Source organism: Micromonospora hortensis (genome assembly GCF_022230935.1).
Taxonomy (GTDB): domain Bacteria; phylum Actinomycetota; class Actinomycetes; order Mycobacteriales; family Micromonosporaceae; genus Micromonospora; species Micromonospora hortensis.
Genome location: NZ_JAKKFE010000070.1, coordinates 148,771 through 172,662 on the forward strand (window position 1 = coordinate 148,771; position 23,892 = coordinate 172,662).

The 23,892-nt window shown below is 69.4% G+C and carries 18 protein-coding genes; 8 read left to right on the plus strand and 10 right to left on the minus strand.

Going from position 1 to position 23,892, the window contains the following annotated elements; genetic code table 11:
• The 5 genes from NIE111_RS30005 to NIE111_RS30025 form a co-directional block, all read right to left on the minus strand.
• The gene (locus NIE111_RS30005; protein WP_238687603.1) at window positions 1-429 is read right to left on the minus strand and encodes a molybdenum cofactor biosynthesis protein MoaE; all 429 of its coding nucleotides are present in this window, start codon (window positions 427-429) and stop codon (window positions 1-3) included.
• The gene (locus NIE111_RS30010; RefSeq protein WP_238687604.1) at window positions 426-1,682 is read right to left on the minus strand and encodes a molybdopterin molybdotransferase MoeA; all 1,257 of its coding nucleotides are present in this window, start codon (window positions 1,680-1,682) and stop codon (window positions 426-428) included. The genes NIE111_RS30005 and NIE111_RS30010 overlap by 4 nt, the downstream gene beginning before the upstream one ends.
• A 101-nt stretch (window positions 1,683-1,783) precedes the next feature.
• The gene (locus NIE111_RS30015; protein ID WP_091397543.1) at window positions 1,784-2,254 is read right to left on the minus strand and encodes a MogA/MoaB family molybdenum cofactor biosynthesis protein; all 471 of its coding nucleotides are present in this window, start codon (window positions 2,252-2,254) and stop codon (window positions 1,784-1,786) included.
• The gene (gene moaC / locus NIE111_RS30020; RefSeq protein WP_210782042.1) at window positions 2,251-2,742 is read right to left on the minus strand and encodes a cyclic pyranopterin monophosphate synthase MoaC; all 492 of its coding nucleotides are present in this window, start codon (window positions 2,740-2,742) and stop codon (window positions 2,251-2,253) included. Before moaC ends, NIE111_RS30015 begins: the two co-directional genes overlap by 4 nt.
• A gap of 261 nt (window positions 2,743-3,003) precedes the next feature.
• The gene (locus NIE111_RS30025; protein WP_238687605.1) at window positions 3,004-6,084 is read right to left on the minus strand and encodes an AfsR/SARP family transcriptional regulator; all 3,081 of its coding nucleotides are present in this window, start codon (window positions 6,082-6,084) and stop codon (window positions 3,004-3,006) included.
• Window positions 6,085-6,798: 714 nt separating this feature from the next.
• Between NIE111_RS30025 and NIE111_RS30030 the strand changes: the two genes are divergently transcribed.
• The 5 genes from NIE111_RS30030 to NIE111_RS30050 all read left to right on the plus strand — a co-directional run bounded on the left by NIE111_RS30030 (window position 6,799) and on the right by NIE111_RS30050 (window position 12,464).
• Complete coding sequence (locus NIE111_RS30030) at window positions 6,799-9,201, plus strand: putative bifunctional diguanylate cyclase/phosphodiesterase (RefSeq protein ID WP_238687606.1); 2,403 nt, start codon at window positions 6,799-6,801, stop codon at window positions 9,199-9,201.
• 50 nt (window positions 9,202-9,251) lie between these two features.
• Window positions 9,252-10,601 (plus strand): glycosyltransferase 87 family protein, encoded by a 1,350-nt coding sequence (locus tag NIE111_RS30035; RefSeq protein WP_238687607.1) that lies wholly within the window; start codon window positions 9,252-9,254, stop codon window positions 10,599-10,601.
• 41 nt (window positions 10,602-10,642) lie between these two features.
• Complete coding sequence (locus NIE111_RS30040) at window positions 10,643-11,275, plus strand: phosphoribosyltransferase (protein WP_238687608.1); 633 nt, start codon at window positions 10,643-10,645, stop codon at window positions 11,273-11,275.
• Window positions 11,276-11,297: 22 nt separating this feature from the next.
• Window positions 11,298-11,681, plus strand: coding sequence for a TFIIB-type zinc ribbon-containing protein (locus NIE111_RS30045; protein ID WP_210782052.1), 384 nt, complete (start codon window positions 11,298-11,300; stop codon window positions 11,679-11,681).
• Window positions 11,682-11,786: 105 nt separating this feature from the next.
• The gene (locus NIE111_RS30050; RefSeq protein WP_238687609.1) at window positions 11,787-12,464 is read left to right on the plus strand and encodes a maleylpyruvate isomerase N-terminal domain-containing protein; all 678 of its coding nucleotides are present in this window, start codon (window positions 11,787-11,789) and stop codon (window positions 12,462-12,464) included.
• Window positions 12,465-12,487: 23 nt separating this feature from the next.
• Here NIE111_RS30050 and NIE111_RS30055 read toward each other — a convergent pair whose 3' ends face one another.
• Window positions 12,488-16,780 carry a replicative DNA helicase gene (locus tag NIE111_RS30055; RefSeq protein WP_308193775.1) on the minus strand — a complete coding sequence of 1,431 codons (4,293 nt, stop codon included), beginning with the start codon at window positions 16,778-16,780 and terminating at the stop codon, window positions 12,488-12,490.
• A 203-nt stretch (window positions 16,781-16,983) separates the two neighbouring features.
• Here NIE111_RS30055 and NIE111_RS30060 point away from each other — a divergent pair, with 203 nt between their 5' ends.
• On the plus strand, window positions 16,984-18,537 hold the full coding sequence (locus NIE111_RS30060) for a hypothetical protein (RefSeq protein WP_238687611.1): 1,554 nt from the start codon (window positions 16,984-16,986) through the stop codon (window positions 18,535-18,537).
• A 112-nt stretch (window positions 18,538-18,649) separates the two neighbouring features.
• Here NIE111_RS30060 and rplI read toward each other — a convergent pair whose 3' ends face one another.
• The 4 genes from rplI to rpsF form a co-directional block, all read right to left on the minus strand.
• A complete protein-coding gene (gene rplI, locus NIE111_RS30065) occupies window positions 18,650-19,096 on the minus strand; it encodes a 50S ribosomal protein L9 (protein ID WP_030487689.1) in 447 nt (148 codons plus the stop codon).
• A 14-nt stretch (window positions 19,097-19,110) separates the two neighbouring features.
• Complete coding sequence (rpsR, locus tag NIE111_RS30070; RefSeq protein ID WP_051723758.1) at window positions 19,111-19,392, minus strand: 30S ribosomal protein S18; 282 nt, start codon at window positions 19,390-19,392, stop codon at window positions 19,111-19,113.
• Window positions 19,392-19,928 (minus strand): single-stranded DNA-binding protein, encoded by a 537-nt coding sequence (locus tag NIE111_RS30075; protein ID WP_181518404.1) that lies wholly within the window; start codon window positions 19,926-19,928, stop codon window positions 19,392-19,394. The genes rpsR and NIE111_RS30075 overlap by 1 nt, the downstream gene beginning before the upstream one ends.
• An 80-nt stretch (window positions 19,929-20,008) precedes the next feature.
• Window positions 20,009-20,299 (minus strand): 30S ribosomal protein S6, encoded by a 291-nt coding sequence (rpsF, locus tag NIE111_RS30080; protein WP_036391391.1) that lies wholly within the window; start codon window positions 20,297-20,299, stop codon window positions 20,009-20,011.
• Between the two features lie 626 nt (window positions 20,300-20,925).
• Here rpsF and NIE111_RS30085 point away from each other — a divergent pair.
• Window positions 20,926-21,717: a deoxyribonuclease IV gene (locus NIE111_RS30085; protein ID WP_238687612.1), complete on the plus strand. Its 792-nt coding sequence runs from the start codon at window positions 20,926-20,928 to the stop codon at window positions 21,715-21,717.
• Window positions 21,714-23,828: a putative glycosyltransferase family protein gene (locus NIE111_RS30090; protein ID WP_238687613.1), complete on the plus strand. Its 2,115-nt coding sequence runs from the start codon at window positions 21,714-21,716 to the stop codon at window positions 23,826-23,828. Before NIE111_RS30085 ends, NIE111_RS30090 begins: the two co-directional genes overlap by 4 nt.
• Window positions 23,829-23,892: the final 64 nt, after the last annotated feature.

Genomic DNA, 23,892 nt, shown 5'->3' on the forward strand with positions numbered 1-23,892 from the left:
TCAGGGGCAGTTGACCCATTCCTCGGTGCCGTCGGTGAAGACCTGCCGCTTCCAGATCGGCAGTCGCGCCTTGACCTCGTCGACCAGCCGGGCGCAGGCCGCGAAGGCCGCCGCCCGGTGTGCGGTGCTGACCGCGGCGACCAGCGCCACGTCACCGATGACCAGGGGGCCGACCCGGTGCGAGACCGCCACCGCGTAGACGTCGGGCTCCGCGGCGATCTCGGCGGCCACCTCGCGCAGCACCTGCTCGGCGCTCGGGTGCCCCTCGTACTCCAGGCTGCTGACCTGGCGACCGTGGTCGTGGTCGCGGACCACGCCCTGGAAGGACACCACGGCGCCGGCCCGACGGTCGGCGACCGCCGCCTCGTGCGTGGCGAGGTCGAGCGGCTGGTCGGTGACCTCGCCGAAGGTGATCGCTGGTGCCGTCACGACGCACGCTCCCCGGGAAACAACGGCAGTGGCACAATCGGCACCCGGTCGCCCGGCTCACCGCTGGTGCCGGGTCGGATGACAGCGAACCCGTCGGCGCCGGCCAGACCCCGCAGCATCGCCGAGCCGACGTGACGGACCGGGAACGCGACGCCGGCGGACCGGTCCAGTCGGACCAACGCCAGGTGGGTGTGGTCACCGCGACCGGGCACCGCCTCGGCCAACGTGACCTGCGGCAACACCGGCATCGACCGACCCTGGAGGCCGGCGAGCAGCGGGGCGACGAGCGACACCAGCGCGACGATGGCGGACTGCGGGTTGCCCGGCAGCCCGGCCACGAACCGGGCCCGCCCGTCGGAGCCGGTCAGCCGGGCCAGCAGCATCGGGAAGCCCGGGCGGACCGCCACCGTGTTGACCACGTAGTCGGCGCCGAGCGCCTCCAGGGTCGGGTGCAGGTGGTCGACCGGGCCGTTCATCGTGCCGCCGGTGGTGCAGACCAGATCGGCGTGGCCCAGCGCCGAGCGTAGGGCCGCCACGTGCGCGGGCAGCGTGTCGGCCACCGGGCCGACCACGTCGGATGGGCGGACCTGGCAGCCGTATCGCCGCAGCCAGGCCGGCACCGCCGGGCCCAGCGCGTCGCGGATGCGACCGGCCGCGGGCGGGCCCGCCGTCAGCAGCTCGTCGCCGAAGACCAGCAACGCGGCGCGCGGCACCCGCCGGACCCGCAGCGTGTCGTGCCCGCAGGCGGCTGCCAGGCCGATCACCGCCGGGTCGACCGGCGTGCCGGCCGGCAACAACTCCTCATCGGCGTACGCCTCCTCGCCGGGGTTCCGCCACTCGGGCGACTCCCGGGGAACGCCGGTGACCAGGCCGTCAGCGCTCGTCGACTCTTCCACCCGCAGCACGGCGGTGGCGCCCTCGGGCACCATCGCACCGGTCGCGATCTCGACGGTGGTGTCGTCCTCGGTGAGCGGCGCGGGGGTGCTGCCGGCCAGGACCCGGCCGACGACGCGCCACGGCCCACTGCCGCGCACCGCCCAGCCATCCACGCTGGAGGTCGGGAACGCCGGCAGGTCGGTGCGGGTGGTCAACGGCTCGGCCAGGGTCGACCCGTCGGTGTCGACAAGCGGTCGGGCGGTGGCGGGCAGAGCGGCGGCCAGACCGACCGCGTAGACCCGCGAACGGGCTTCCTCCCACCCGGCTGGCGGGGGTGCGGTGACCCGATCCGCTGTGGGTGCGGTTTCCGTGCTCACCGACCGAGCCTATCGGCACGGACCGACACCCGCCCGGGCCTGGCGCGCACCGGTCAGTGGCCGCCACCGCGGAGCGGTCAGTGGCCGCCGCCGCGAAGCGGTCAGTGGTCCCCGCCGCGGAGCTGGTCGACGGTGTGGCCGAGGATCGGCCCGAGAACGGCCAGGCCATCGCGGGCGCCGCCGGTCGAGCCGGGCAGATTGACCACCAACATCCGACCGGCGACCCCGGCCAGGCCCCGGGACAGCACCGACGTCGGCACGCGGTCACGACTGTGCGCGCGGATGGCCTCGGCGATGCCGGGGATCTCGTAATCCAGCAGGCCCCGTGTCACGTCCGGGGTCCGATCCGTCGGGGTCACTCCGGTGCCACCGCTGGTCAGCACCACCTCGACACCGTCGGCGCGGGCGGCCCGCAAAGCGTCGCCGACCGGCTCACCGTCGGGCACCACCACCGGGTCGTCGACCTGGCAACCCAGCTCACGCAGGCCGGCGACGAGCAACGGCCCGCTGGTGTCGGCGTAGACACCGGCCGCGGCCCGATTGGACGCGACGATCACCCGAGCCCGGATCACTGCCGGTCCTCCGGCCGAACCCACTCGCCGGTCTTGCCGCCCTCCTTGCGCAGCACCCGGACCGCCTCCACCGAAGCCGCCGGGTCGACCGCCTTGACCATGTCGACCAGGGCGAGACCCGCGACAGCGACCGCCGTCAGCGCCTCCATCTCCACCCCCGTCCGGTCCGCCGTGCGGGCAGTGGCCGTGATCTCCACGGTGTCGGCGGTCAACCGCAGGTCGACCGTGACGCCGTGCAGGGCGATCGGGTGACAGAGCGGGATCAGATCAGGGGTGCGCTTGGCCCCCATGATCCCGGCGAGCCGCCCGACGGCCAACGCGTCGCCCTTGGGCAGCCCGTCGCGGTGGAGCAGGTCGATGACCTCGGGCGTGGTCCGCAAACGGCCGGCCGCGACGGCCAACCGACCCGTCACCGCCTTGGCGGAGACGTCGACCATGCGGGCCGCGCCGGCGCGATCGACGTGGCTGAGCTGCGCGGGTTCGGTCACGGTCGTGAGCCTATCGGTGCGGTACGACGGCGGTCGGAAGGAGCGGCGTCACGCTGGCTACCGCACCGGGTGCTGACGGCGCAACGGCCCCGACGCCGCTCCTCCCTCACCAGCCCGCCGCCGAGGTCGCTGGGGGGACCCGGCAGCGGGGCGTGTCGACGACCCGGTTCTGCCCACTGGCAGAACCTCCCCCGTTCGCCGATACGGCCGGTAAGTTACCGGGCCTGCCGATAAGAAATCGATAAGCGCCGTTCAGGCTGGTCAGCGCCCTGCGACCACTGTCGCGCCGGTCAACTCGGCGAGGCGACGTTCGGCCTCGAAGCGCTCCGGCACACCCATCCGTCGGAAGATCGCCAACGCCCGCTCCCAGTGCCGTCGGGCCTCCGCCGGGTCGACATGGGTGAAGTGTTCGGCGAGACCAGCCAAGGCACGTCCCTGCTCGTACGGGTGTGAGATCCGAGTGGCCAACCGCAGAGCGACCTGGTGCATCTCGGCCGCCTCGCCGCACCGCCCTTGCGCCAGCAGAGTGCGACCAAGCTCGTTCAGCGCGGCCGCCTCGACGTGTCGTTCCCCCGAGCTGATCGACAACTGCCTGGCCACCTCGTGTTGCTGTTGGGCCTCGACCAGGCGGCCAAGACCGCGATAGGCGATCCCGAGGTCGTTGCGGACCTCAGCCTCGGCAAACCGGTGGCCGGTGCGATCGCGCAAGGCCAACGAGGCCTTGAGGATCCGGATTGCCTGCGGAAAATGGCCCATTCTCACGCGCACCGCCCCAACATGACCGAAGGCGTTGAGCACATGGAAGTCCTCGGACTTCGTCCGGGCCCATGCCAGGTGCCGGCGGTGCAGTCGCAACGCCTCCTCGTAGCGCCCGAGCATCATCAGTGCCGTGCCAAGATTCGGCAGCACGACTGGCACCCCGACATTTCCGTATCCCTTGTAGTCGCGCAGGCTCTCCATACCGACCGTCACCGCCTCGGCAAGGTGCCCGCTCCACGCGTAGACAGCCGCAAGGTTGGCCCGGTACCGCGCGGTGTTCCGGACGTCCCGGGAGTTGCGAGAGAGGTCCACCGCCCGGGTCAGGTGGTCAAGTGCCCACTGGTTGTCACCGGTGCGTACGTAGGCGGAAGCCAGGTAGTTGTTCACCACCGCCATCGCGTCGACATCTCCCGTTGCCTCCGCCGCCGTCAGTGCGTGGCGGAAGGTCAGAATGATGTCCTCGTAGTATCCGCGGATGTAGAAAAATCGCCAGAGGGCGCGGGCCAGTTGCCAGGAGTGCTGGTAGAGCTTCGACTCGAGTGCTGACAACACTATTGCCACCAGTTCCGTGCGCTCCGCCTCCAACCAGTCGGTGCATGGTTCACCGATAGCCTCGAACAGCTCAGGACGTCCGGACGAGCGGTGAGTGACCTGGGATCTGATGACGCCGGGCTCCAGCAGATCGGCGACCCTCAGCGCCGCCTCCAGCGTGAAGTCGAACAGCTGAGCCAACCCGAGCTTTCGGTCGCTCGCGGATTCAGTACGCGTGCACAACTCCACGGCGTACTGGCGCATGAGGTCGTGTAGTCGATATCGCGTCGAGTCCAGGTCTTCCACCAGGTTCCGGTCGACGAGGTCGTCGAGCGCCTCGTGAGCTTCCGCCACTGTCAGGCCGGTCAGTGCGGCGACTGCCGCCGGGCTGAAGCGGTTACCGGGATACAGACCCAGGAACCGGAACACACGCTTGGTCGAACCCGGGAGCGGCTCGTAGGAGGCGGCGAAGGCGCCTGTAACGGTGCTCTGTTCTTGACCCAGGTGATGCAGCACCAGAGGATCGTCAGCCATCTGTCCGGCCAGGTCCGCCAACCGCCAGCCGCGCCGATGGGCGAGTCTGGCGCCGACCAGCCGAATTGCCAGGGGGAGATGCCCGCACAGCCGGACCACCTCGGCCGCGGCGTCCGGCTCCGCTTCGACCCGGGCCTTACCGACACTGAATGCGAGGAGGTCGAGACTCTCTTCAGGAGTCATCACCGGCAACGTCTGTGAAGGCGCCACGTCCGGATGAGAGAGCCTCCGCCTTGATGTCACCAGCACGACGGCGGTCGGCTCAGTCGGCAGGAGAGGCAGGATCTGTTCGCTGCTCGCGGCGTTGTCGAGGACGAGCACCGACCTTCGACGGCCCAGTTCCCGTCGCCACAACTCCGCTCTGGCGTCGAACTCGACCGGAACACGGTCGGCCGGCACCTCAAGCTGACGCAGCAGTGTGACCAGGGCGCCCCCTGGCTCGACCTGGTTCTTGTCGCCATGGCCACACAGGTCGATGAACAGGGTGGCGTCCGAATAACGATCGGACAGTCGGCGGGCCAGGTGCACGGCGAGGGTCGTCTTGCCGCTGCCCGCCATGCCGTCGATCATGTGCACTGCCGGAACTCGTTCCTCGACTCGCTGAGTCTCCGCCAGCAGCCGTGACAGGACGTCTTCCCGCCCGACGAAATCCGCGACGGCCCGCGGAAGATGATCCACCGGTTTGACCTGACCCGTTTGTTCAGCTGCCGCCTCTCCCGCCGCGTCGTGCACGAGCGCCACGGAAGATCCTGGTCGGGAGAGCACAGCGGGTACTGGGCTCGAAGTGGCAATCTTGCGGTGCGACTCTTCGATGGCTGCCCCGGGGACCACCCCCAGCTCGGTGATCAGTCGCGTCCGGATCTCGTCGTACGCGATGAGCGCGCCCGCGTGATCGCCGCCCTCGTACAGAGCCCGCATCAGCAGGACATACGTCGGCTCCCGGAGTGGATGACGGGCGATGACTTCCCGCAACAACGGGATCGCCAGATCACCCCGCCCGGATCTCAGCTGTACGTCGGCAAGAAGTTCCACGGCGAGCAGACGCTCTTCCTCGGCGGCGAGCACGCGAGCGCTGAGCACGGGTCCCAGCGGGATGCCGGCGAGCATCGGGCCCTGCCACCGAGCGACGGCTCGGCTCAGCAACTCCCGAGCTTGCTCCAGGTGGCCGACCTCCAAGGCTTCCCGGCCCGCGCTCCGCTCCATCTGAAAGCATGAGACATCGATCAGCTCGGGTGGCACGTCGAGACGAAAGCCCTTCCGCTGCCGCACGACGACCCCTCGACCGGACGGGAAAGCCTCGAAAGTTCGGCGCAGATTGGCGGCATAGCTCAGCACATTCGCTACGGCCGATCGCGGTGGGCGATCGACCCATAACTCATCGATGCAGTCGGCCACGGTAACCAGTCGACCTGGCTGAACTGCGAGCATCGCGAAGATAGCCTGCTGTTTGGGTGTTCCGAGGCGCAACGTACGAGAAAGTAGTTGCACCGAAAGGCCGCCTAGAACCTGAATCTCCACTCGCCCTGCTCCAGCCGTCGCGGGCATTCAGCCGATCACACAACGAAGCCTACGGTTCACCCCCGGCACTCACCGCCCGTGCGGCGATGCGAAGGTCGCGCATCGGCCTGAGAACGTTGCGGGGAGCTGTCCCGACCGCTCTTACGACCTAGTCATACCAATCTGCGCAATACGCCACTACACCGAGCCAAAATCTGGGAGAGGCCGCAGACCGAGGACTGCCGAACAGGGGAGTAACACGTTCATAACCCGAGCAGACACGGTCCGCAGTTTCGAGCCGTCTGCGAAACCAACACCGCTGCGACCTGACCGCACTCCGTTTAGCCGTGATGGACAGAACGTAATAAATCCACTCCAGCTTGGCTAATGTTGCGCATACCGACATATAATTCTTCTAAGCTGCCCTTCCATCTCTTAAGCTGCCTTTCGTTAGGAAGACCTCCCCTGGGGGCAGGTCATCGAATGACACGGCAGCCGAGAGGAGCATTGCGATGCGCGGCAGCGAATGGGACTAAAAATTTCGCACGGTACGTGTGCGACTCCCGCACGTTAGGCTACGAACAAGGCGGAGGCAGTCCTTTCGGGGGTGATGTGACCCATCCTCAGCGACGAGAGACTGAGACCGATCAGCGGCTACGGCTGCTCGTCGGTCTCGTCGTCGTTGTAGCGGCTGTCATCACGGCCACCTCACTGCCGGTCGCAGTGCGGTTCGCGATGACCGCCACGCCGAACGATGCCGCGGTCGTCGTCGTGCTCACCGTGACCATCGCCCTGGGAACGCTGGTCAAAGCGAGGGTGCGGATCCGATCCACCACCCACTCGATCAGCTGGACCGAAACGGCGATCATCATCGGTCTCGCCGTCGTTCCGGCCCCGATAGTGGTGCTCTCCACGGCGGTGGGCATCGCGTTCACCTGGCACCGCCAGCCGGCGATCAAGCTGGCCTTCAGCGTGGGAAAGAACGTCATCGTGGCCTGGGGTGCCGGCATCACGCTGGCAATGACGACCTGGACCTGGCCGCCCGAGGGCACCGTGGCCCTGCTCGTGCCGTTGGCGCTGGCTTACCTGGCTGCGGCCCTCCTGGACGACATCCTGGCCATACCGGTCATCGCGCTGGCGTCCAGGACCAAGATCTCAAAGCAGTTCCGAAGTAATCTCGACCTCCGGCTCGCCGGTTTCGCCCTCCGGTTCGTCGTGGCGGCCTGCACGCTGCTGATCCTTGAGGCCAACCTCAAACTCCTGTTGGCCATACCGCCGCTCGTGCTCAGCCTGCACCTGGCCTACTCCACCAGAATCCGTTCCCGCACCGAGCAGCAGGCGTGGCAGCGGCTCGCCCGCACCACCGACGCGCTCAACGTGGTCGACCTGGACAACGTCCTCACCACAGCCGTCACCCAGGCCGCCGAGTTGTTCTCCGCCGACGAGGTCGAGATCGAGCTACGCGACGGCGACCGCACCGTACGCGGCGGCACCGGCGGCATCACCTTCGACGGTCCGACCGGCACGCCCACCGACGTGGACGGCACCATCGTCCCCGCGCCGCTGGAAGGCCACGACCGGACTGTCGATATCGGCATGCTTCGACTGCGCTTCCGCGGCCCGGTCCAGCTCTCCGAGCGGGAGCAGTACACCCTGCGGACCTTCGCCTCCGCGCTGTGCACCGCAGTCCGCAACGCCCAGGCGTACGCCGAACTGGCCCGGGTCGCCGACGAGCACGCGTACGCGGCTTCGCACGACGCGCTGACCGGCCTGGCCAACCGCCGGCACCTCCTCGACGAGGGCACCGAACAGTTGAGCACCCGCCATGCCGACGGGGTGACCGCGCTGGTGCTGATCGACCTCAACCACTTCAAGGAGGTCAACGACACGCTCGGGCACGCCGCCGGCGACCAGGTGCTGGTGCAGGTGGCCGACCGGTTACGGGGCGCCGCCCAGCCGAGCGACCTGGTGGCCCGCCTCGGCGGCGACGAGTTCGCCGTACTCATGCGCGGTCTGCCGGCCCCGGCGGTCGCCGCGCACCGCGCCGAGACGCTGCTCGCCGCCCTGCACGAGCCGTTCGAGTTGGATGGCATGCGCATCAGCGTCGAGGCCAGCGGCGGGATCTCCGGCGCCCCGTCCAACGGCGGCATGGCCGAGTTGCTGCGCCGCGCCGACGTGGCCATGTACCAGGCGAAGCGGGCCGGGCAGCGGATCGCCACGTACGCCCCGACCCGCGACACCGCCGACCTCGGTCGCCTCACCCTCGGCGGCGACCTACCGCGCGCGGTCGCCGACCACGAGTTCGTCGTCAACTTCCAACCGATCGTCGACCTGGGCTCTGGTGAGGTGACCAGCGCTGAGGCCCTGGCCCGCTGGCACCACCCCACCCACGGTCTGATCGACCCGCTGCGGTTCCTGGAGGCGGTGGAACGGTCCGGACTGCTACCGGCCTTCGCCGAAGCGATCCTCGACCAGGCGCTGATCGCGGCGGTGAGTTGGCGCGACGCCGGCTTCGACGTACCGGTCGCGGTCAACGTGTCCCCGCGCAGCCTGCTCGACGCGCGGTTCCCGGGCTCGGTGCTGGCCCGCCTCCGCGCCCACGACCTACCACCGGACCGGCTGGTCCTGGAATTGACCGAGACGCTGACCCTCAGCCAACTCGACGTGGTCGACCGGGTGCTCAGCCGACTCCGCGACGAGGGAGTCCGGTTGGCGTTGGACGACTTCGGCACGGGCTACTCGTCCCTCTCGCTGCTCTCCCGAATCCCGGTTCACGAGCTGAAGATCGACCGGAGCTTCGTGACGACGATGGAGAGTTCGGCGGAGGCCGCCGCCGTCATCCGCTCCACCCTCGACCTGGGTCGCAGCCTCGACCTGGACGTGGTGGCCGAGGGGGTGGAGAGTGAGCCGCAGCGGCGTGCCCTCTGGGAGTTGGGCTGCGCCGCCGGCCAGGGGCATCTGTTCGCCCGACCGATGCCGTCCGGCACCCTCCTCGCGGCGATGCAGCGCGGCTCGGGCGGCCGGCCGGGCACCCTCGCCGCGCCGCTGCACGACACCGGGGCGGTGATCCGGTTGAGCCAGAACCGCCGCCAGGGCGGCCGCTCCAGGCCCGACCGCCTGCCACACCTGCCCGCCTGAACAGACATCGCCCCGCTGCCCGGCCAGCCCGGTCTGCCAGACTGTCGCGCGTGATCGTCGACGACCCGACCGCCCACCGCAGTCGCTGGCATTGGCGCACACTCGACGACGCCGCCGGCGGACTCGCCCTCGACCTGGGCCTCTACGCCGTATCGGCCACCTTCGCCGCGATCACCGCAGTGACGTCGACCCTGCTGCCGCACCGCGCCTGGGGCGCTGTCGCCGCCGTCGGCTATCTGCTCGCGACGCTGACGGTGATCGCCCAACTTCTGCTGCGTCGACGTTCTCCGTCCTCCCGGCTGACCGGTCTGCCGGCCCGCTGGGCGGTCACCGGTTTCGCCTGGGCCACCACCGCACTGCTGCCCCTGGCCTGGCAGAGCATCGACCGCGCCGGTGGACGCACCGACCGGGCCCAGGAGGAGGTGCTGGTCGTCGAGCAGGCCGGCAGTCGCCTCCTGGAACACGGGACGCCGTACCTCGGACCCGACGCCATCGCCGCCCTGCCACCTGGCGAGCAACTGATGGGCTACACCCCGTACCAGCCCGGCATGGCGGTTTTCGGCCTACCCAGAGCACTGCTCGACAGTTGGTGGACCGACTCCCGGGTCTGGTTCGCGGTGGGCACCGCGCTGGCCCTCGCCCTGGCCGTGGTCGCCCTGCGCAGAACACCCGCCACCACCGGCCAGGCCACCAGCTCCGCGACCCACCGGCGGGACGCCGCCCTGCTGCGCGGCATGCAGGCCGCCACCGTACTGCCGATCTGTGCCCTCACCCTCGCCACCGGCGGCGACGACCTACCCGTACTCGCGCTCTGCCTGCTGGCCCTCGCGTTCGCCGCCGCCGACCGACCCGGCCGGGCCGGCCTCGCGGTCGGACTCGCTGGCGCGCTGAAGCTGTTCGCCTGGCCGGTCGCCCTGGTCCTGATCGTCTGGGGCCTGACCCGACGCGCCGGCACCCGAGTCGCCATCGGCGCGATCGGACTGCCCATCGCCGCACTACTACCGGCGCTGCTGGTGGACCGCGATGCCCTCACCGAGAACGTGCTGCGCTTCCCCCTCGGCCACGGGCTGGTCACCAGCCCAGCGCAGTCCCCGTTCCCCGGCTACCTGATCGCCAACGCGCTACCCGCCGGCCGGCTGATCGCCGCCGGGCTGCTGGTCGCTGCCGGAGTGGCCATCGCCGTCCGGCTCGCCCGCCGCCCGCCCCGCACCGCCGTCGCCACCGCGCTCATCTGCGGGTACGGGCTGCTCGCCGCCATCGCCCTGATGCCCTCGACCCGCTTCGGCTACCTGCTGTACCCACTGGCCCTGCTGACCTGGGCTCCCGCCCTGCACCGCGCTGGCGACACACCGACCGCCGCGGTTGCCGATGAGCGGTCCGGTCGGACCACTTCGGCGTAACTTCCGAGCGGAACGGCGCGTCAGGGCGTAGACCTGAAGGCATGACCACGTACCGCGACCGGGCCGACGCCGGCCGGGTGCTCTCCGAACGGCTCACCGCGCTCATCGGCGAACCGGACATCGTCGTCCTGGGCCTCGTCCGTGGTGGCGTGCCGGTCGCCCGGGTCGTCGCCGAACGCCTCGGCGCACCACTGGACGTGCTCGTCGTCCGCAAGCTCGGCATGCCGTGGGCTCGGGAGGTCGCCTTCGGCGCACTCGGGCCCGGCGGTGTCCAGGTGCTCAACGACGCGGTGGCCAGCCGACTCAGCAGCGACGACATCGCTGAGGTCCGCCATCGGGAGCAGGCCGAACTGGAGCGCCGGGAACGGCTCTACCGGGGCGACCGCCCACAGGTGGACCTCACCGGCCGGACGGCCGTGATCGTCGACGACGGCCTCGCCACCGGCGCAACCGCCCGCGTCGCCGTCGAGGTCGTCCGCCAACTCGGGGCACACCGCGTCGTAGTCGCGGTCCCGGTCGGCGCGCAGGAGGCGTACGAACTGCTCGCCGCCGAGGCCGACCAGGTCATCTGCGCGCAACGCCCGGCGGACTTCGGCGCGGTCAGCGTCTACTACGACGATTTCCACGAGGTGTCCGACGAAGAAGTCACCGAGGCGCTCACAGCAACTGCATAGGAACAACGGGTACCGTCGGGCGATGAGTAGCCTCACCTGTCCCAAGTGTCACGGAGAAATGCGCCAGTACGAGCGCAGCGGCGTCGTCATCGACCAGTGCGGGGAGTGCCGAGGCATCTTCCTGGACCGCGGCGAGCTGGAGAAGCTGTTCGAGGCGGAGGCCAACTGGAGCCGCCAACAGGCTGGCGGCGCGCCAGGGCAGCCCGCGCAGCAGCCGGCCGGCTACCCGCCCCCGCCGCCCCCGGCGCACCAGCCCGGTTACGGCGCCGTCCCGCCGCCGCCCCCGCCCGCCCACGGCTACCCGCCGCAGCCGGCGTACGGCCACCAGCAGCAACAGCACCACGGCTACCACGGCCACTACCGGCAGAAGAAGCGCAAGGGCTTCCTCGACGACATGTTCGGCTGAGCCGGAGCCGACGTTCCGCCCGGGTCGATCCACGCGTCGGCCCGGGCACACCACCCGGGCCATTGATCGTTGGCGGGGGCGATCCTTCATGCGAGGCTGATTCGCATGACCGCGATCCGACCGGACGAGGCGCTGGCCCAGGCTTACGACGGGATCACCGCGGTGGTCGGCCGCCTGGACGACGCCGGCCTGCAACGAGCAACCCGCTGCCGTGGCTGGCTCATCGCCGATCTGCTCCTGCACGTGCTCGGCGACGCCCAGCGGGCACTCGTCACCCTGGCCAGCCCCGTCGACGGTCCCGCCGACGTCGACGACGTGAGCTACTGGCGTGACTTTCCCGCCAGCGACGACGAGGCCGCCCGGCACGCCTGGTGGGTCCGCCGATCGGCTGCCGCCTTCGACCGTCCGACCGGGATCGTCGAACTCTGGCGGGACACCGCGCCGGCGGCGGTCCGCGCCGCCACGTCAGCCGACCCCGAGGGGTACGTGACCACCCAGGGACACGTGCTGCGCGTACCGGATTTCCTCGCCACCCTGACCACCGAGGCCGCCGTCCACCACCTGGACCTGACGCTGGAACTGCCCGACGCGCCGCCGCCCGGCCCAGTGGCGGTACGCGTCGCGGTAGCGACCATGGACGGCCTGCTCAGCGACGACACCGTTCGACCCAGCGCATGGGACGACCACGACTTCCTGCTGAAGGCCACCGGGCGCGTACCGCTGACCGACCGGGACCGGCTGGAACTGGGTGAGTCGGCGGGCTGGTTCCCGCTGCTCGGCTGACCGACGACGGGTTGCCGCGTCGGTCAGCCGATGGCCATGTCGACGAAGCGGGACAGGTGCAGCTGCGCCGCGACGGTCACGGTGTCGGTGGGTCCATTTCGATGCTTGGCAACAATAAAATCCGCCTCCCCGGCCCGCGGCGACTCCTTGTCGTAGTAGTCGTCGCGGTGCAGAAGGATAACAACATCGGCATCTTGCTCGATCGAGTTGTGGGTAGCGATGCCATTGGCGATGAAGTTGTGCTTCCCGAGCACAGTCGCGTCGAACACTTCTTGTTCACCGAGCGACTCGATGGACACTATCGAGTCCCAGAAGATGTCGTTGGTCGCGTGCAAGTCGAGGTCGGCCGCATTGAGGACGGTGGCGATCGCCGCCAGCCGGGAACGACTGGGCGCGCGCTTCCAGAGGGCGCTGCCACAGAACTGGGTGCCGATGGCAGCCGCGAACTCACGGTGGGTCATCCCTTGCTCGACCAAGATTTCCTTTACCCTGGTCCACACCTCGCGCGGCACGGTGTCAACGTTGGTGTTGCTCTCCGTCGACTCCAGAGCAGCAAGCAGAGCAGCGCAGCCCTCCGAGCGCTGCCCGTAGACGCCAATCTCGCGCAGGAACCTCAACTGGTCGTCCCGACCGGAGATGTCGAGCGTGTACTGAGGGCGATGTCCCACGACTGGTACGGCCCGCAGCCGGGCTGTAATGCCGTACCTGAGGAGCAGTCGAGAGATGTCCTCGAGCATTCGTCGGCTCGTGGACGCGAAATAGACGCGCCCTCCGCGGCCCGTGCCGTTGACGGTCACCGAACCGTCCGTGGCCCAGAGGTGCCGCAAGAAGCTGGTGATCTGTTCCTTGGGCAGGCTGAAGACGGCAGAAGGGAGGAACTTCTCGTGTGACCTCAGACCGAAGAGGCCCAACTCGTCCAACCAAGACGCGATCGGGTTACGCCGACCGCGAGCCAGAGGATAGGGCGCTGGCAGGCGGAGGGTTGTCACCCTCGCAGCCGCATAGTCGTCGCGGACGGCGGAAATCCCGAAGTGCTTCGCTGCTTCGGTCACGGCCTGCAGGTTCAGCTCATCACAACTCGCGTACCGGATGGGTTGGTGCCGCACGAAGGACCCGTCGCCCAACAGGTGCGCCAACATGACCACCTCGGCGTCGACCCACGGGCGGGTGACCATTGGAGGCGGTAGGTGTCGCGGCGTAGCGATGCGGTCTCCGGGCGACAACTCACCGAGTGGCAACCAGCCGGTGAACGCAAGGAAGGGATGATTCCCTGTTGCGTCGATCTGCTTGCCCGACGCGAGGGTCAGCCGGAACACCTCGCGGGTGCCGCTCGGGAAAACGTGAGTCATGGTGCGAGGCGTATAGCGAAGGCTCTCGTCCAACGCCCAGACCGGGATGTCCTTTGCACCGCTGGACAACAGCTCACCCAGCGTGATCTCGGTGTTGTCATCCGCGCGTACCACTCGGGTCTCCGCAGTAAGGCAGCCCGACTCACGAAGATCGGACAGCTGGGGTCGCTTGTCGGTGCGCTGCTCGGGGCCACGGTTCAGCTGACTGACCGCGATCACCGGGCACTCGACCTCCTTGGCCAACAGCTTCAGGCCACGGGACAGGTCGGCGACTTCCTGCTGACGACTCTCGGTGCGCTTCGGCGAGGTCATCAGCTGGAGATAGTCGACCACGATCATCTTGAGATCGTGCCGCTGCTTGAGCCGCCGAGCCTTGGCCCGGATCTCCATCAGGTTCATGCTCGGCGTGTCGTCGACGAAGAGCGGCGCCTCGCTGATCTCACCCATGCACCGGGCCAGCTTGGTCCAGTCGTCGTCGGAGAGCTGACCGCTGCGCAGCACGTGCAGCGGCACCCGCGCCTCGGCGGACAGCAGTCGCATGACGATCTCGACCTTGCTCATTTCCAGCGAGAAGATCGCAGCCGCCTGGTTGGCGCGAATAGCAGCATTTCGGGCAAAGTCCATGCTGGCCGTGCTGTTGTGGGTAGGGATCATCGCCCGGCTGGCCAGGTACAGGTGTTCGTCGTTATCGACTGTCACGCACCGCACCGGAACGCTGGGGACCGGCCGGACGTCGACGATGAACCGCGAGGTCGTTCGAACGTCGGAGGTGGTGCGGCGGCGTTCGGTGTGTGCATCCTGCTTCCGCCTGAGCCGGAAGACGACGTCCGGGGTGGAGAAGTTCAGCGTGTACGCGATCGACGGCTCGGAGGTGCGGCCGCGCACCGGCTTCGCGTTGACCGTGCAGCGGTAGCCGAGGCTGACGACGAGTTCGCGTACGTCATCAGCCAGCCGCTTCGAGGTCGACGTGTACTGCAAGTTGCCGGAGGGGGCGACGGTCCCATCGGTGTCCATCAGCCCAGCGAGCAACGCCCTGCGTTGAGCCTCCGAGGCGCGCAGGTAGACGCCCGGGATGTGCTTGTTTCCCGCTACCCCGACCTGACGCAACAGCCCGAGGAATGAACCGTTCCGGTGACGGCAGTCGGCACACTTCCTCGTCGCCGGATTTTCACGCAATGCCCTGGTGGAAACGCCGCAGTCCCCGCAGACACCGTTTCCCGGAGCAGCGGACGCGGGCGGCAGCAGAATCGTGTAGACCATCGGCCCGCTGGGCCGCACGACGAAGCCGTCCGCCTCGACGTGCGCGACCATCTCCGGATCTGCCGTGGTGAAGCGGCTGGCGTCGCTGTGCCCGTCACCGAGCCATGTTCCCAAGGTGTAGGGCGGGACCAGCAGCTCACGGTCCGGGAGTTGGATGGGAGCGCAGTTGCGTACGGCATGGTTGAGCCGTCGCTGGGCGGTGTCAGTACGCAGTGTGGCCGCGATCTGGGCGGTGGTGACAACGCCGTCGCGGTCGGCCCGGCTGCCGGCATTGACCTCCCGCTCGGCTCGTCGAAGAAGCCTGCCCAGAAGCGGACCGGCCGAATAGCCCGGTGCAGTCCAGTTCTGTGGCTTGCCGTTGCGGACTATGGGACGGCTGATCCGACCAACCGACCCGACTTCGCGGGCGACGGTGTGCAGGACATGCCGGAACTCCGGCCCAACCTGCTCGATCGTGTCGAAGAGCGTGATCGGCTGGTTCCCCAGAGAGCTCAGCCGCTCGTGTGCCGCACGCACGTTGGCCAGCGACGATTCGGGCCAGTGCCGCCTCTGCCGCGCCGATTCCTGCCGCCGGATCGCCCGCGTGGTCGTCTTCCACAGGTGCTCAGCGTCCGCCACTATGACGGTGCCGTCCGAGAACTCGACCTCGTAGCAGGGACGGTCGTGCATCACGTCGAAGGCGTGTGTGACAGTGGTCGGAGAGCCGTCCGCAGCCAGCAGCTGATCACCCGCCTTGACCTCGCCCATGGTGGTCCAGCCATCCGGGGTCGGCAGTGGGGTGTCGAGCGCGAGCGCCTTGCCCAAACCCGGCCTTCCGGCCACGATGATCAACTGTCCGGCGTGCAGGCCGTTGAGCAGTCGGTCCAGGTCGCTGAAGCCGGTCGGGACGCCGGTCATCATGCCGCCGGTCGCCCCCACCGCCTCGATCTCGTCCAGCGTCGGCTGCAGCATGTCGGCCAGGATCGCGAAGTCCTCGCTGACCCGCCGTTCGGTGACGTCGTACACGGCCTGCTGGGCGAGGTCGACGACGTCGTCCACGTCACGGCTGCCGCCGCTGGCGGTGCCGTAGCCCAGCTGCACGATCTTCGTGCCGGCCTCGACCAGTCGGCGCAGCACCGCCCGCTCGCTGACGATGCGGGCGTAGTACGCGGCGTTGGCGGCGGTGGGCACGCTGGCGATGAGCGTGTGCAGGTACGGCGCGCCACCGATGCGTACCAGATCCCCGGAGTCGGCGAGCGCCGCCGCGACGGTGATCGAGTCGGCCGGCTCACCCCGACCGTAGATGTCGAGGATGACGTCGAAGATGGTGGCGTGCACCGGCCGGTAGAAGTCGTTGGTCTTGAGGATCTCGACGACGTCGGCGATGGCGTCCTTGGAGAGCAGCATGCCGCCGATGACGCACTGCTCGGCCGCGACGTCCTGTGGCGGGGTCTTGTCGAACTGGCCATCCCGCTGTGCGGGTGACTGGCCTGCGCCGGAGCGCGGCTCTGCCCGCATGTCGTCGGTGACCGACACGGGTCCCCCCTCCACTGCGCCGGATCCAACCCCAGCTCTACCGCTGGGGTACGACACTTCCGTCCGACCGGGCCGGTCGATCGGGGGCCATCGCCGGCGGTCGAGGGCCAACCATACGGACCCCGAGGTCAGAGACTCAACAACGCCGGTGGACGAGCCTCGGGACAACCTGTGGATCCCGGTGGACAGCATGTGCGCAGCGTGTGCACAGCCTGTGGATAACCATTGGGGAATTCTCGGCTAGAAGCCGTTGACCTGCGAAGACATGCTCCCCAGCCTGTGGAGGAGAATATTTCGGTCGGGCCTGTGACACGATCGTCCCGTACTATCTCCAGCGAACGGCTACACCTGGACAGCGGATTCCGCTTTCGGTTCAGAAGGGTCACACTCCGGCCGTGAATTACCGGGACTGGGGACGCGGCGATGGCAGCCCGCGCGAGCGCCAGCCAACCGCCTCGTGGGGTGAGCGCGCGGCGTCCGTTCCGGTTGATCCGTACGACGAGGACGGGCGCTACCGCACCTCCAGCCGGCGGCGTGCGTTGGACCGCGGCCAGGACGAGCCTGTCGACGCCTACCTGCCCCGGTGGGCGCTGGAGTCAGGGGTCCGGCACGCGGACGGCGGTGGTCGCCACGCGGCACCGGACGACGACGAGGACGAGCCCGAGCGGCCGATCTCCGGGGCAGGCCGACGGTCCGCCGAGTCGTCGAGTGGTCGGCGGCGGGGCAGCGAGCCGCGTCGGCGGGAGCAGGCAGCGATCGGCCCGGCGCCAGACTCGGACCACACCCGGGAGTGGACGCTCGACCGTCCACAGGACCAGGGGTACTCCGGCCGCCGGCGGGCCGACGCCGGGGAGGACGAGCCGGTCTCCGGCGCTGTCTCGGACCGGCGTCCCCGCCGCGCGCCCGTTGGCCGCCCGCAGGTGATCTGGTCGGGCGGGGAGCCGGAGTCCGCCCCGAGCGAGCAGGTACCGGATCAGGAGCCGAGCCGTCCCAGCCGGCGTAGCCGCCGTGCGGCGGAGGAGTCCTGGTCCCGTCCGGCGGCCGACCCGTGGGCCCGCGGATCGGACCGGGCGGCGGAGCCCGAACCGTCGTACCCGCCTGCGGTGGACCCGTGGGACGCCTCTGGCGTGCACGCGTGGCCGCCGACGGCCGGCGCGGACGGCGGGGACCTGAGCGGGCAGTGGTCGGCGGTGGAGAGCGTCGGTGGCTGGGAACGGTCGGACCGCACTGGCCAGTGGGAGCGGTCCGCGATCGAGGACGACCAGTGGGACCGTACGGTGGCGCCACGCTCCGATCGTCCGGTGGCGGCCGAGGGGTGGCCGAGCCGGGAAGACGGGTTCTGGTCCGGCACCCGGTTGGCCGATGACGACCCGCGTTGGATGGATCCGACGACGTCGGCGCCCCGGTCGCCGGTGGTGGGATACACCGCCCCACGGCCGCGCAGCGCGCCCGCGCCGCGTTCGGGCGCACCGCGTGCGGGTACGCCCCGGCGTCGGGCGGACCGGCCGGCGGTGGGAACGGCGTCGGTACGTCGGCGGGTCGAGTCGGCGGCCACTGGTGCCTGGGCGCGGCGTCTGGAGGACGACCTGCTGGACCCGGATCCGGGTGGGTCCGTCCGGCCTCTGCTGTACACGGCGGCCTGTTACCTGGTGCCGGCGATGCTGATCTTCGTTTGGCTGTTGACGCTGGACAGCCAGGCGCCGGCTGGTTGTGTGACCGACATCAGCGGGGGCGGGTGTGAGTCCGCCCGGTCCCGGGCACTGGAGTCACTACTGGCTGGTTCGCCGCGCTTCGGTTTGGCGCTGGTGAGCAGTCTGGTGGTGGCGGCGCTGCTGCGGAGGGTGGGTACGACGTGGCGCTCGGCCACCATCGCGGTTGCCGCCGCGGTCGTGGGCGGTGGCCTCTCCACTGTGCTGATCAGCGCGGTGACGGGCCAGCCCATCGGGTGACCCGGCTGCGAGCCGCCGGACCATCGTGCCGGGCTGTGCCGGGTCGGACGATGTACGCACGAGGGCCCGCACCGATTGCTCGGTGCGGGCCCTCGTGGTGGTGTTGCGGACGTCAGCCCTGAACGACGTTCAGGTTGAACGACGCGGTCACCTCAGGGTGCAGCTTGATCTTCACCGGGTAGGCGCCGATCGACTTGATGTGACCGGGCACCTCCAGCCGGCGACGATCGAGGACCGGGCCGCTGGCGGCCTTGACGGCGTCGACGATCTCGGCCGGAGTGACCGAGCCGAAGAGCCGTCCGCCGTCGCCGGCGCGGACCTTCAGGTTGACCTTGAGACCCTCGAGCTGAGCCTTGACCTCGTTGGCGTGGTCGAGGTCGCGGATCTCGCGGGCCCCACGGGCCCGCTTGATGACCGTGACCTGCTTTTCCGCGCCCTTGGTCCAGACGATCGCGAAGCCCTGCGGCAGCAGGTAGTTACGGCCGTAGCCGTTCTTGACCTCGACGATGTCGCCCGGGGCACCGAGGCCGGACACTTCCTGAGTCAGGATGATCTTCATATCGGTGCCTCCTCTCAGCGGGTGGTGGCCGTGTATGGCAGGAGCGCCATCTCACGGGCGTTCTTGACCGCACGGGCGATCTGCCGCTGCTGCTGCGAGGTCACGCCGGTCACCCGACGAGCGCGGATCTTGCCGCGATCGGAGATGAACTTGCGCAGCAGCGCGGTGTCCTTGTAATCGATGTAGGCGATCCCGTCCTTGTCGAGCGGGTTCACCTTCTTCTTGGGCTTGCGCAGTGCCGCAGCCTTGGCCGTTGCACGTGCTCCTGGTTTGCGATCGCGAGCGCTAGGCGCCATTAGAACGGTGGCTCCTCGTCAAAATTGGCGCCCGAACCGGCACGCGCGGGAGAAGGAGCAGCCGAAGCCCAGGGGTCGTCGAAGTTGCCTCCGCCGCCGCCCTGGTTGCCACCGCCACCGCCGCCACCGAAGCCGCCGCCGCCACCGCCGGAGCGGGACATCTTCTGCACCTTCGCCGTGGCGTAGCGCAGCGACGGGCCGATCTCGTCGACCTCAAGCTCGATGACAGTGCGCTTCTCACCCTCGCGGGTCTCGTACGACCGCTGACGCAGCCGGCCCGACACGATCACCCGAGCGCCACGCTGCAGCGACTCGGCGACGTGCTCGGCGGCCTGCCGCCACACGGTGCATGCGAGGAACAGCGGCTCGCCGTCCTTCCATTCGTTCGACGCCTTGTCCATGAAACGGGGCGTCGAAGCGACTCGGAACTTGGCGACCGCAGCCCCGGAGGGGGTGAACCGCAACTCGGGGTCATCGGTCAGATTGCCGATGACCGTGATGGTGGTGTCTCCTGCCATGACCATCTCCTCGCGCACTCAGCGTCTCGTCGTACAGGCTCGCAGAGCCGTACGACAGAGTCGCGGAGGCTGATCCGGACGAACCGGGGTTGGATGCTCTAGCGCATTTCCGGTCGGATGACCTTGGTGCGCAGCACGGACTCGTTGAGCCGGAGCTGACGGTCCAGCTCGGCCACCGCAGCAGGCGTGGCCTGCAGGTCGATGACGGCGTAGATGCCTTCGGCCTTTTTGTTGATCTCGTACGCGAGGCGCCGACGGCCCCACACGTCGGTCTTCTCAACCGAGCCACCCGCGGTCCGAATCACGTTCAGGTACGTGTCGAGCGACGGTGCGACGGTGCGCTCCTCGAGGCTGGAGTCGAGGATGACCATTAGTTCGTAGTGACGCAAGACGTGCTCACCTCCTGTGGGCTAAGCGGCCACGGTCCTTCCGTGGCAGGAGGTCTTGTGTCGTCGTCCGCACGCGCCGAGGGAACCCGGCCGGACGCGGACAACCTGACCAGGATACCCGGTCCCAACGATCATGCCCGGGGTGGTCGGGTCCGGACCCGGACGAGCCGACGGGGGCCCACCGTCCGACCGTCAATTGGCCGGTGGTGGACCCCCGTCTACGAGGCCGCGGGGCGTCCGGTCCGCATTCCTTGGGTGGGACCTGGGGAGGAACGACCACACCGATGAGGTTGGACCGAAGACGCCCCGCGGAGCTTTATCGTGTTGTTATCTGACGATACAACAGCACTCGTACCTTGTCGGGGGGAAAAGCACAATTTTCGGAGATTCGTCGTCGCTCGGTATCCGCTGTGCGATGGGGGTCGCCCCCGCTGCGCCGGGCCGCGCCGCGGGGGTGACCTCGCTGTCGGCCGTCGACCGTCGGTCGCCGTGCGACGCTCGCGCCGCTGGCGACACCGGGAGTGGACGCCGGTTCAAACCCATCAACGATCGTCGGTCCCTCCGGTGACGCGACACCGCCCCGACCGTCGCTCCGCCGGTCGGGGGCGCGACGTAGGCTCGCTCGCATGCGTATCGGAGCCCACGTCGACTCGACCGACCCGCTGGCGGAGGCGGCCGCCCGGTCCGCCGAGACCGTGCAGTTCTTCCTCGCCGACCCACAGGGTTGGAAGGCGCCCAAGCCTCGCGAAGATGCCGAGCGGCTACGCGCCGCCGAGGTCGACCTCTACGTGCACGCGCCGTACGTCATCAACGTGGCCACGCTCAACAACCGCATCCGGATCCCGAGCCGCAAGCTGCTGCTCGGGCACGCCAACGCGGCCACCGCCATCGGCGCCAAGGGCCTGATCGTCCACGGTGGGCACGTCAACGCCGGCGACGACCTGGCCGTCGGCTTCGACAACTGGCGCAAGACGTTCGCGTACGCGGCGGACTCCGGCGGCTTCGGCGTACCGGTCCTGATCGAGAACACCGCCGGCGGCGACAACTCCTGCGCCCGGCGGCTGGACGCGCTCGCCCGACTCTGGGACGCCATCGGTGAGTACGAGGTCGGCTTCTGCCTGGACACCTGCCACGCGTACGCGGGCGGCGAGGAGCTGCTCGGCCTGGTCGACCGGGTCAAGGCGATCACCGGGCGGATCGACCTGGTGCACGCCAACAACTCCAAGGGCGCGTTCAACTCGGGCCAGGACCGTCACGACAACCTGGACGGCGGGACGATCGACCCGGAGCTTGTGGTGGCGGTGATCCGGGCAGCCGGCGCGCCGGTGGTCGTCGAGACACCGGGCGGTGTGACCGGCCAGGCGGCCGACATCGACTTCCTGCGTGAGCAGCTCGGAGCGAAGAGCCCGACGGCATGACGAGCGGACAGCCCGGGACCGGCAACGCCCGGCCCAACCCCACCGGCGCGACCGCCGAGAGCCAAGCCGCCACCACAGCCGCGGCCGGCACCCCCACCCAGCAGAACGCCGCGAACAAGCAGGATGCCGCCGAGGGCGCCACCGCGGCCAGCGACAGCACTGCCAAGGGGACCGACGCGGTCAAGGGCAGCGACCCGGCCAAGGACAGCGGCGCGATCAAGGCCGACAAACCAGCCAAGGACAGCGAGCCGGCCAAGAACGGCGACCCGGCCAAGGGCGCGAAGGCGGACAAAACCGACGGTACGGATAAGGCCGACAGCGAGGTGAAGCCGGTCGGCCCGGAGCGTTGGGAGGCATTCGCCTCCGCCCCTGAGCCGAAGCCCTCCATCTTCAGTCGGGTGGGCCGGGCGGTCGGTCGGTTCCTGATCCACGAATGGACCCTGGCCGCCCTCGGCTCGTTGGCACTGGCCGTGTTGATGACCTGGCCGACGCTGCGCTATCCGCGCTACACCCTTCCTCAGGACTACTGGGACCCGAGCCTGCAAGCCTGGCAGATGGCCTGGTCGGGGCACATCCTGCTGGCCGAGCCGGCACGGCTGTGGCAGTCCAACACGTTCTTCCCCGAGCTGTGGAGCTTCGCGTTCTCCGACACTCTGCTCGGGTACGCCCCGGCCGGAATGCTCGGCAGCGGTCCCGAGGACGCCGTGCTGCGCTACAACATCATGTTCGTGCTGGCGCACGCGCTCGCCACTCTCGGGGCGTACGCGCTGGCCCGACAGCTCGGGGCCGGCCGGATCGGTGCGGCCGTCGCGGGGGTGAGCTACACCTACGCGCCGTGGCTGCTGGCCCAGGCCGGTCACCTGCACGTGCTCTCCAACGGTGGCATTCCGCTGGCGCTGGCGATGTTGGCGCGCGGGCACGGGTGGTCCCTCCGACACGGCTACCGGCCGGAGCGCCGGCATGACGGTTGGGTCTACGCCGGTTGGCTGGTGGCAGCCTGGCAACTCAGCCTCGGCTTCGGTATCGGGCTGCCCTTCGCGTACTTCCTGGCCGGCGCGGTGCTGGTTGCCGCCGTCCTGTTCATCGCGCGGCGGTTGCGCACCGGGCAGGCCGTTCCGTTCGGTCGCCGGTTGTTCGTCGCCGACGTGCTCGGCGGGGTGTTGTTCGCCGGTGTCGGTCTGCTGATGGCGTTCCCGTTCTTCAAGGTGACCGAGCTGCACCCGTACGCCGAGCGCACCGTCGGCGACATCAGCCTCTTCTCGCCACCGGCGTCGGGCTTCGTGACGGCGCCCGGGGAGTCGCGGATCTGGGGTGGGCTGCACGAGGGCGCCCGGGCAGCGCTGCCGTGGCACCCGGAGATGACCCTGCTGCCGGGCTTCGTGCTCTACGCGCTCGCCGCGGGTGGGTTGCTCTTCTCGGTGTGGCGGCTGCGGCACCGGCTGCTGCTGCTCGCCGGGGTGCTGGTGACGATGGCCTTCGCCATGGGCACCCGTTTCTTCGACGGCACCTTCACCTACGTGCCCCTCTTCGAGCATCTGCCGGGTTGGAGCGGGCTGCGTACCCCCGGGCGGTTGATGCTCTGGACCACGTTGTTGCTCGGCCTGCTCGCGGCGGGCGCGGTCACCGCGCTCACCGACCGGGTCCGCGAGTTGACCGCGCAACGGATCCCGTCGTGGCCGGGGCCGTGGCTGCGGATGGCCACCCTGCTGCCGTTGCTGCTGGTCACCGTCGAGGGCCTGAACACCACCCCACACCCGGTGGTGCCGACCCAGCCGGCGGCGATGCGTTCGGCGGAGGGTCCGCTGTTGGTGCTGCCCAGCAATCAAAGCCTGGACCAGCACGTGATGCTCTGGTCGACGAGCGGGTTCCCCGACGTGGTCAACGGCGGTAGCGGCTTCACGCCGCGCCAGCTCGACGACGTCCGTCGGGTGAGCCAGTCGTTCCCGGACCAGACGAGCGTCGACTACCTGCGCACGCTCGGCGTTCGCACAGTGGTGTTGCTGCGCGGTCAGGTGGCCGGCACACCATGGGAGATCAACATCGACGCGCCCGTCGAGTCGCTCGGCATCAGCCGGCAGGAGGTCGGCGACGCCGTCGTCTATCGCCTGTGAAGCTTTAGGGCGGGTTTTCGGGGGAGCCCACCCGGCTCCGGGCGGTCAGGCTTGATCCCTGCGC

Coding starts and splice junctions, on each gene's coding strand:
- NIE111_RS30030 (WP_238687606.1), top strand. CDS start 6,799: ATGACCGCCACGCCGAACGATGCCGCGGTCGTCGTCGTGCTCACCGTG.
- NIE111_RS30040 (WP_238687608.1), top strand. CDS start 10,643: ATGACCACGTACCGCGACCGGGCCGACGCCGGCCGGGTGCTCTCCGAA.
- NIE111_RS30045 (WP_210782052.1), top strand. CDS start 11,298: ATGAGTAGCCTCACCTGTCCCAAGTGTCACGGAGAAATGCGCCAGTAC.
- NIE111_RS30050 (WP_238687609.1), top strand. CDS start 11,787: ATGACCGCGATCCGACCGGACGAGGCGCTGGCCCAGGCTTACGACGGG.
- NIE111_RS30055 (WP_308193775.1), bottom strand. CDS start 16,780: ATGCTGTCCACCGGGATCCACAGGTTGTCCCGAGGCTCGTCCACCGGC.
- rplI (WP_030487689.1), bottom strand. CDS start 19,096: ATGAAGATCATCCTGACTCAGGAAGTGTCCGGCCTCGGTGCCCCGGGC.
- rpsR (WP_051723758.1), bottom strand. CDS start 19,392: ATGGCGCCTAGCGCTCGCGATCGCAAACCAGGAGCACGTGCAACGGCC.
- NIE111_RS30085 (WP_238687612.1), top strand. CDS start 20,926: ATGCGTATCGGAGCCCACGTCGACTCGACCGACCCGCTGGCGGAGGCG.
- NIE111_RS30090 (WP_238687613.1), top strand. CDS start 21,714: ATGACGAGCGGACAGCCCGGGACCGGCAACGCCCGGCCCAACCCCACC.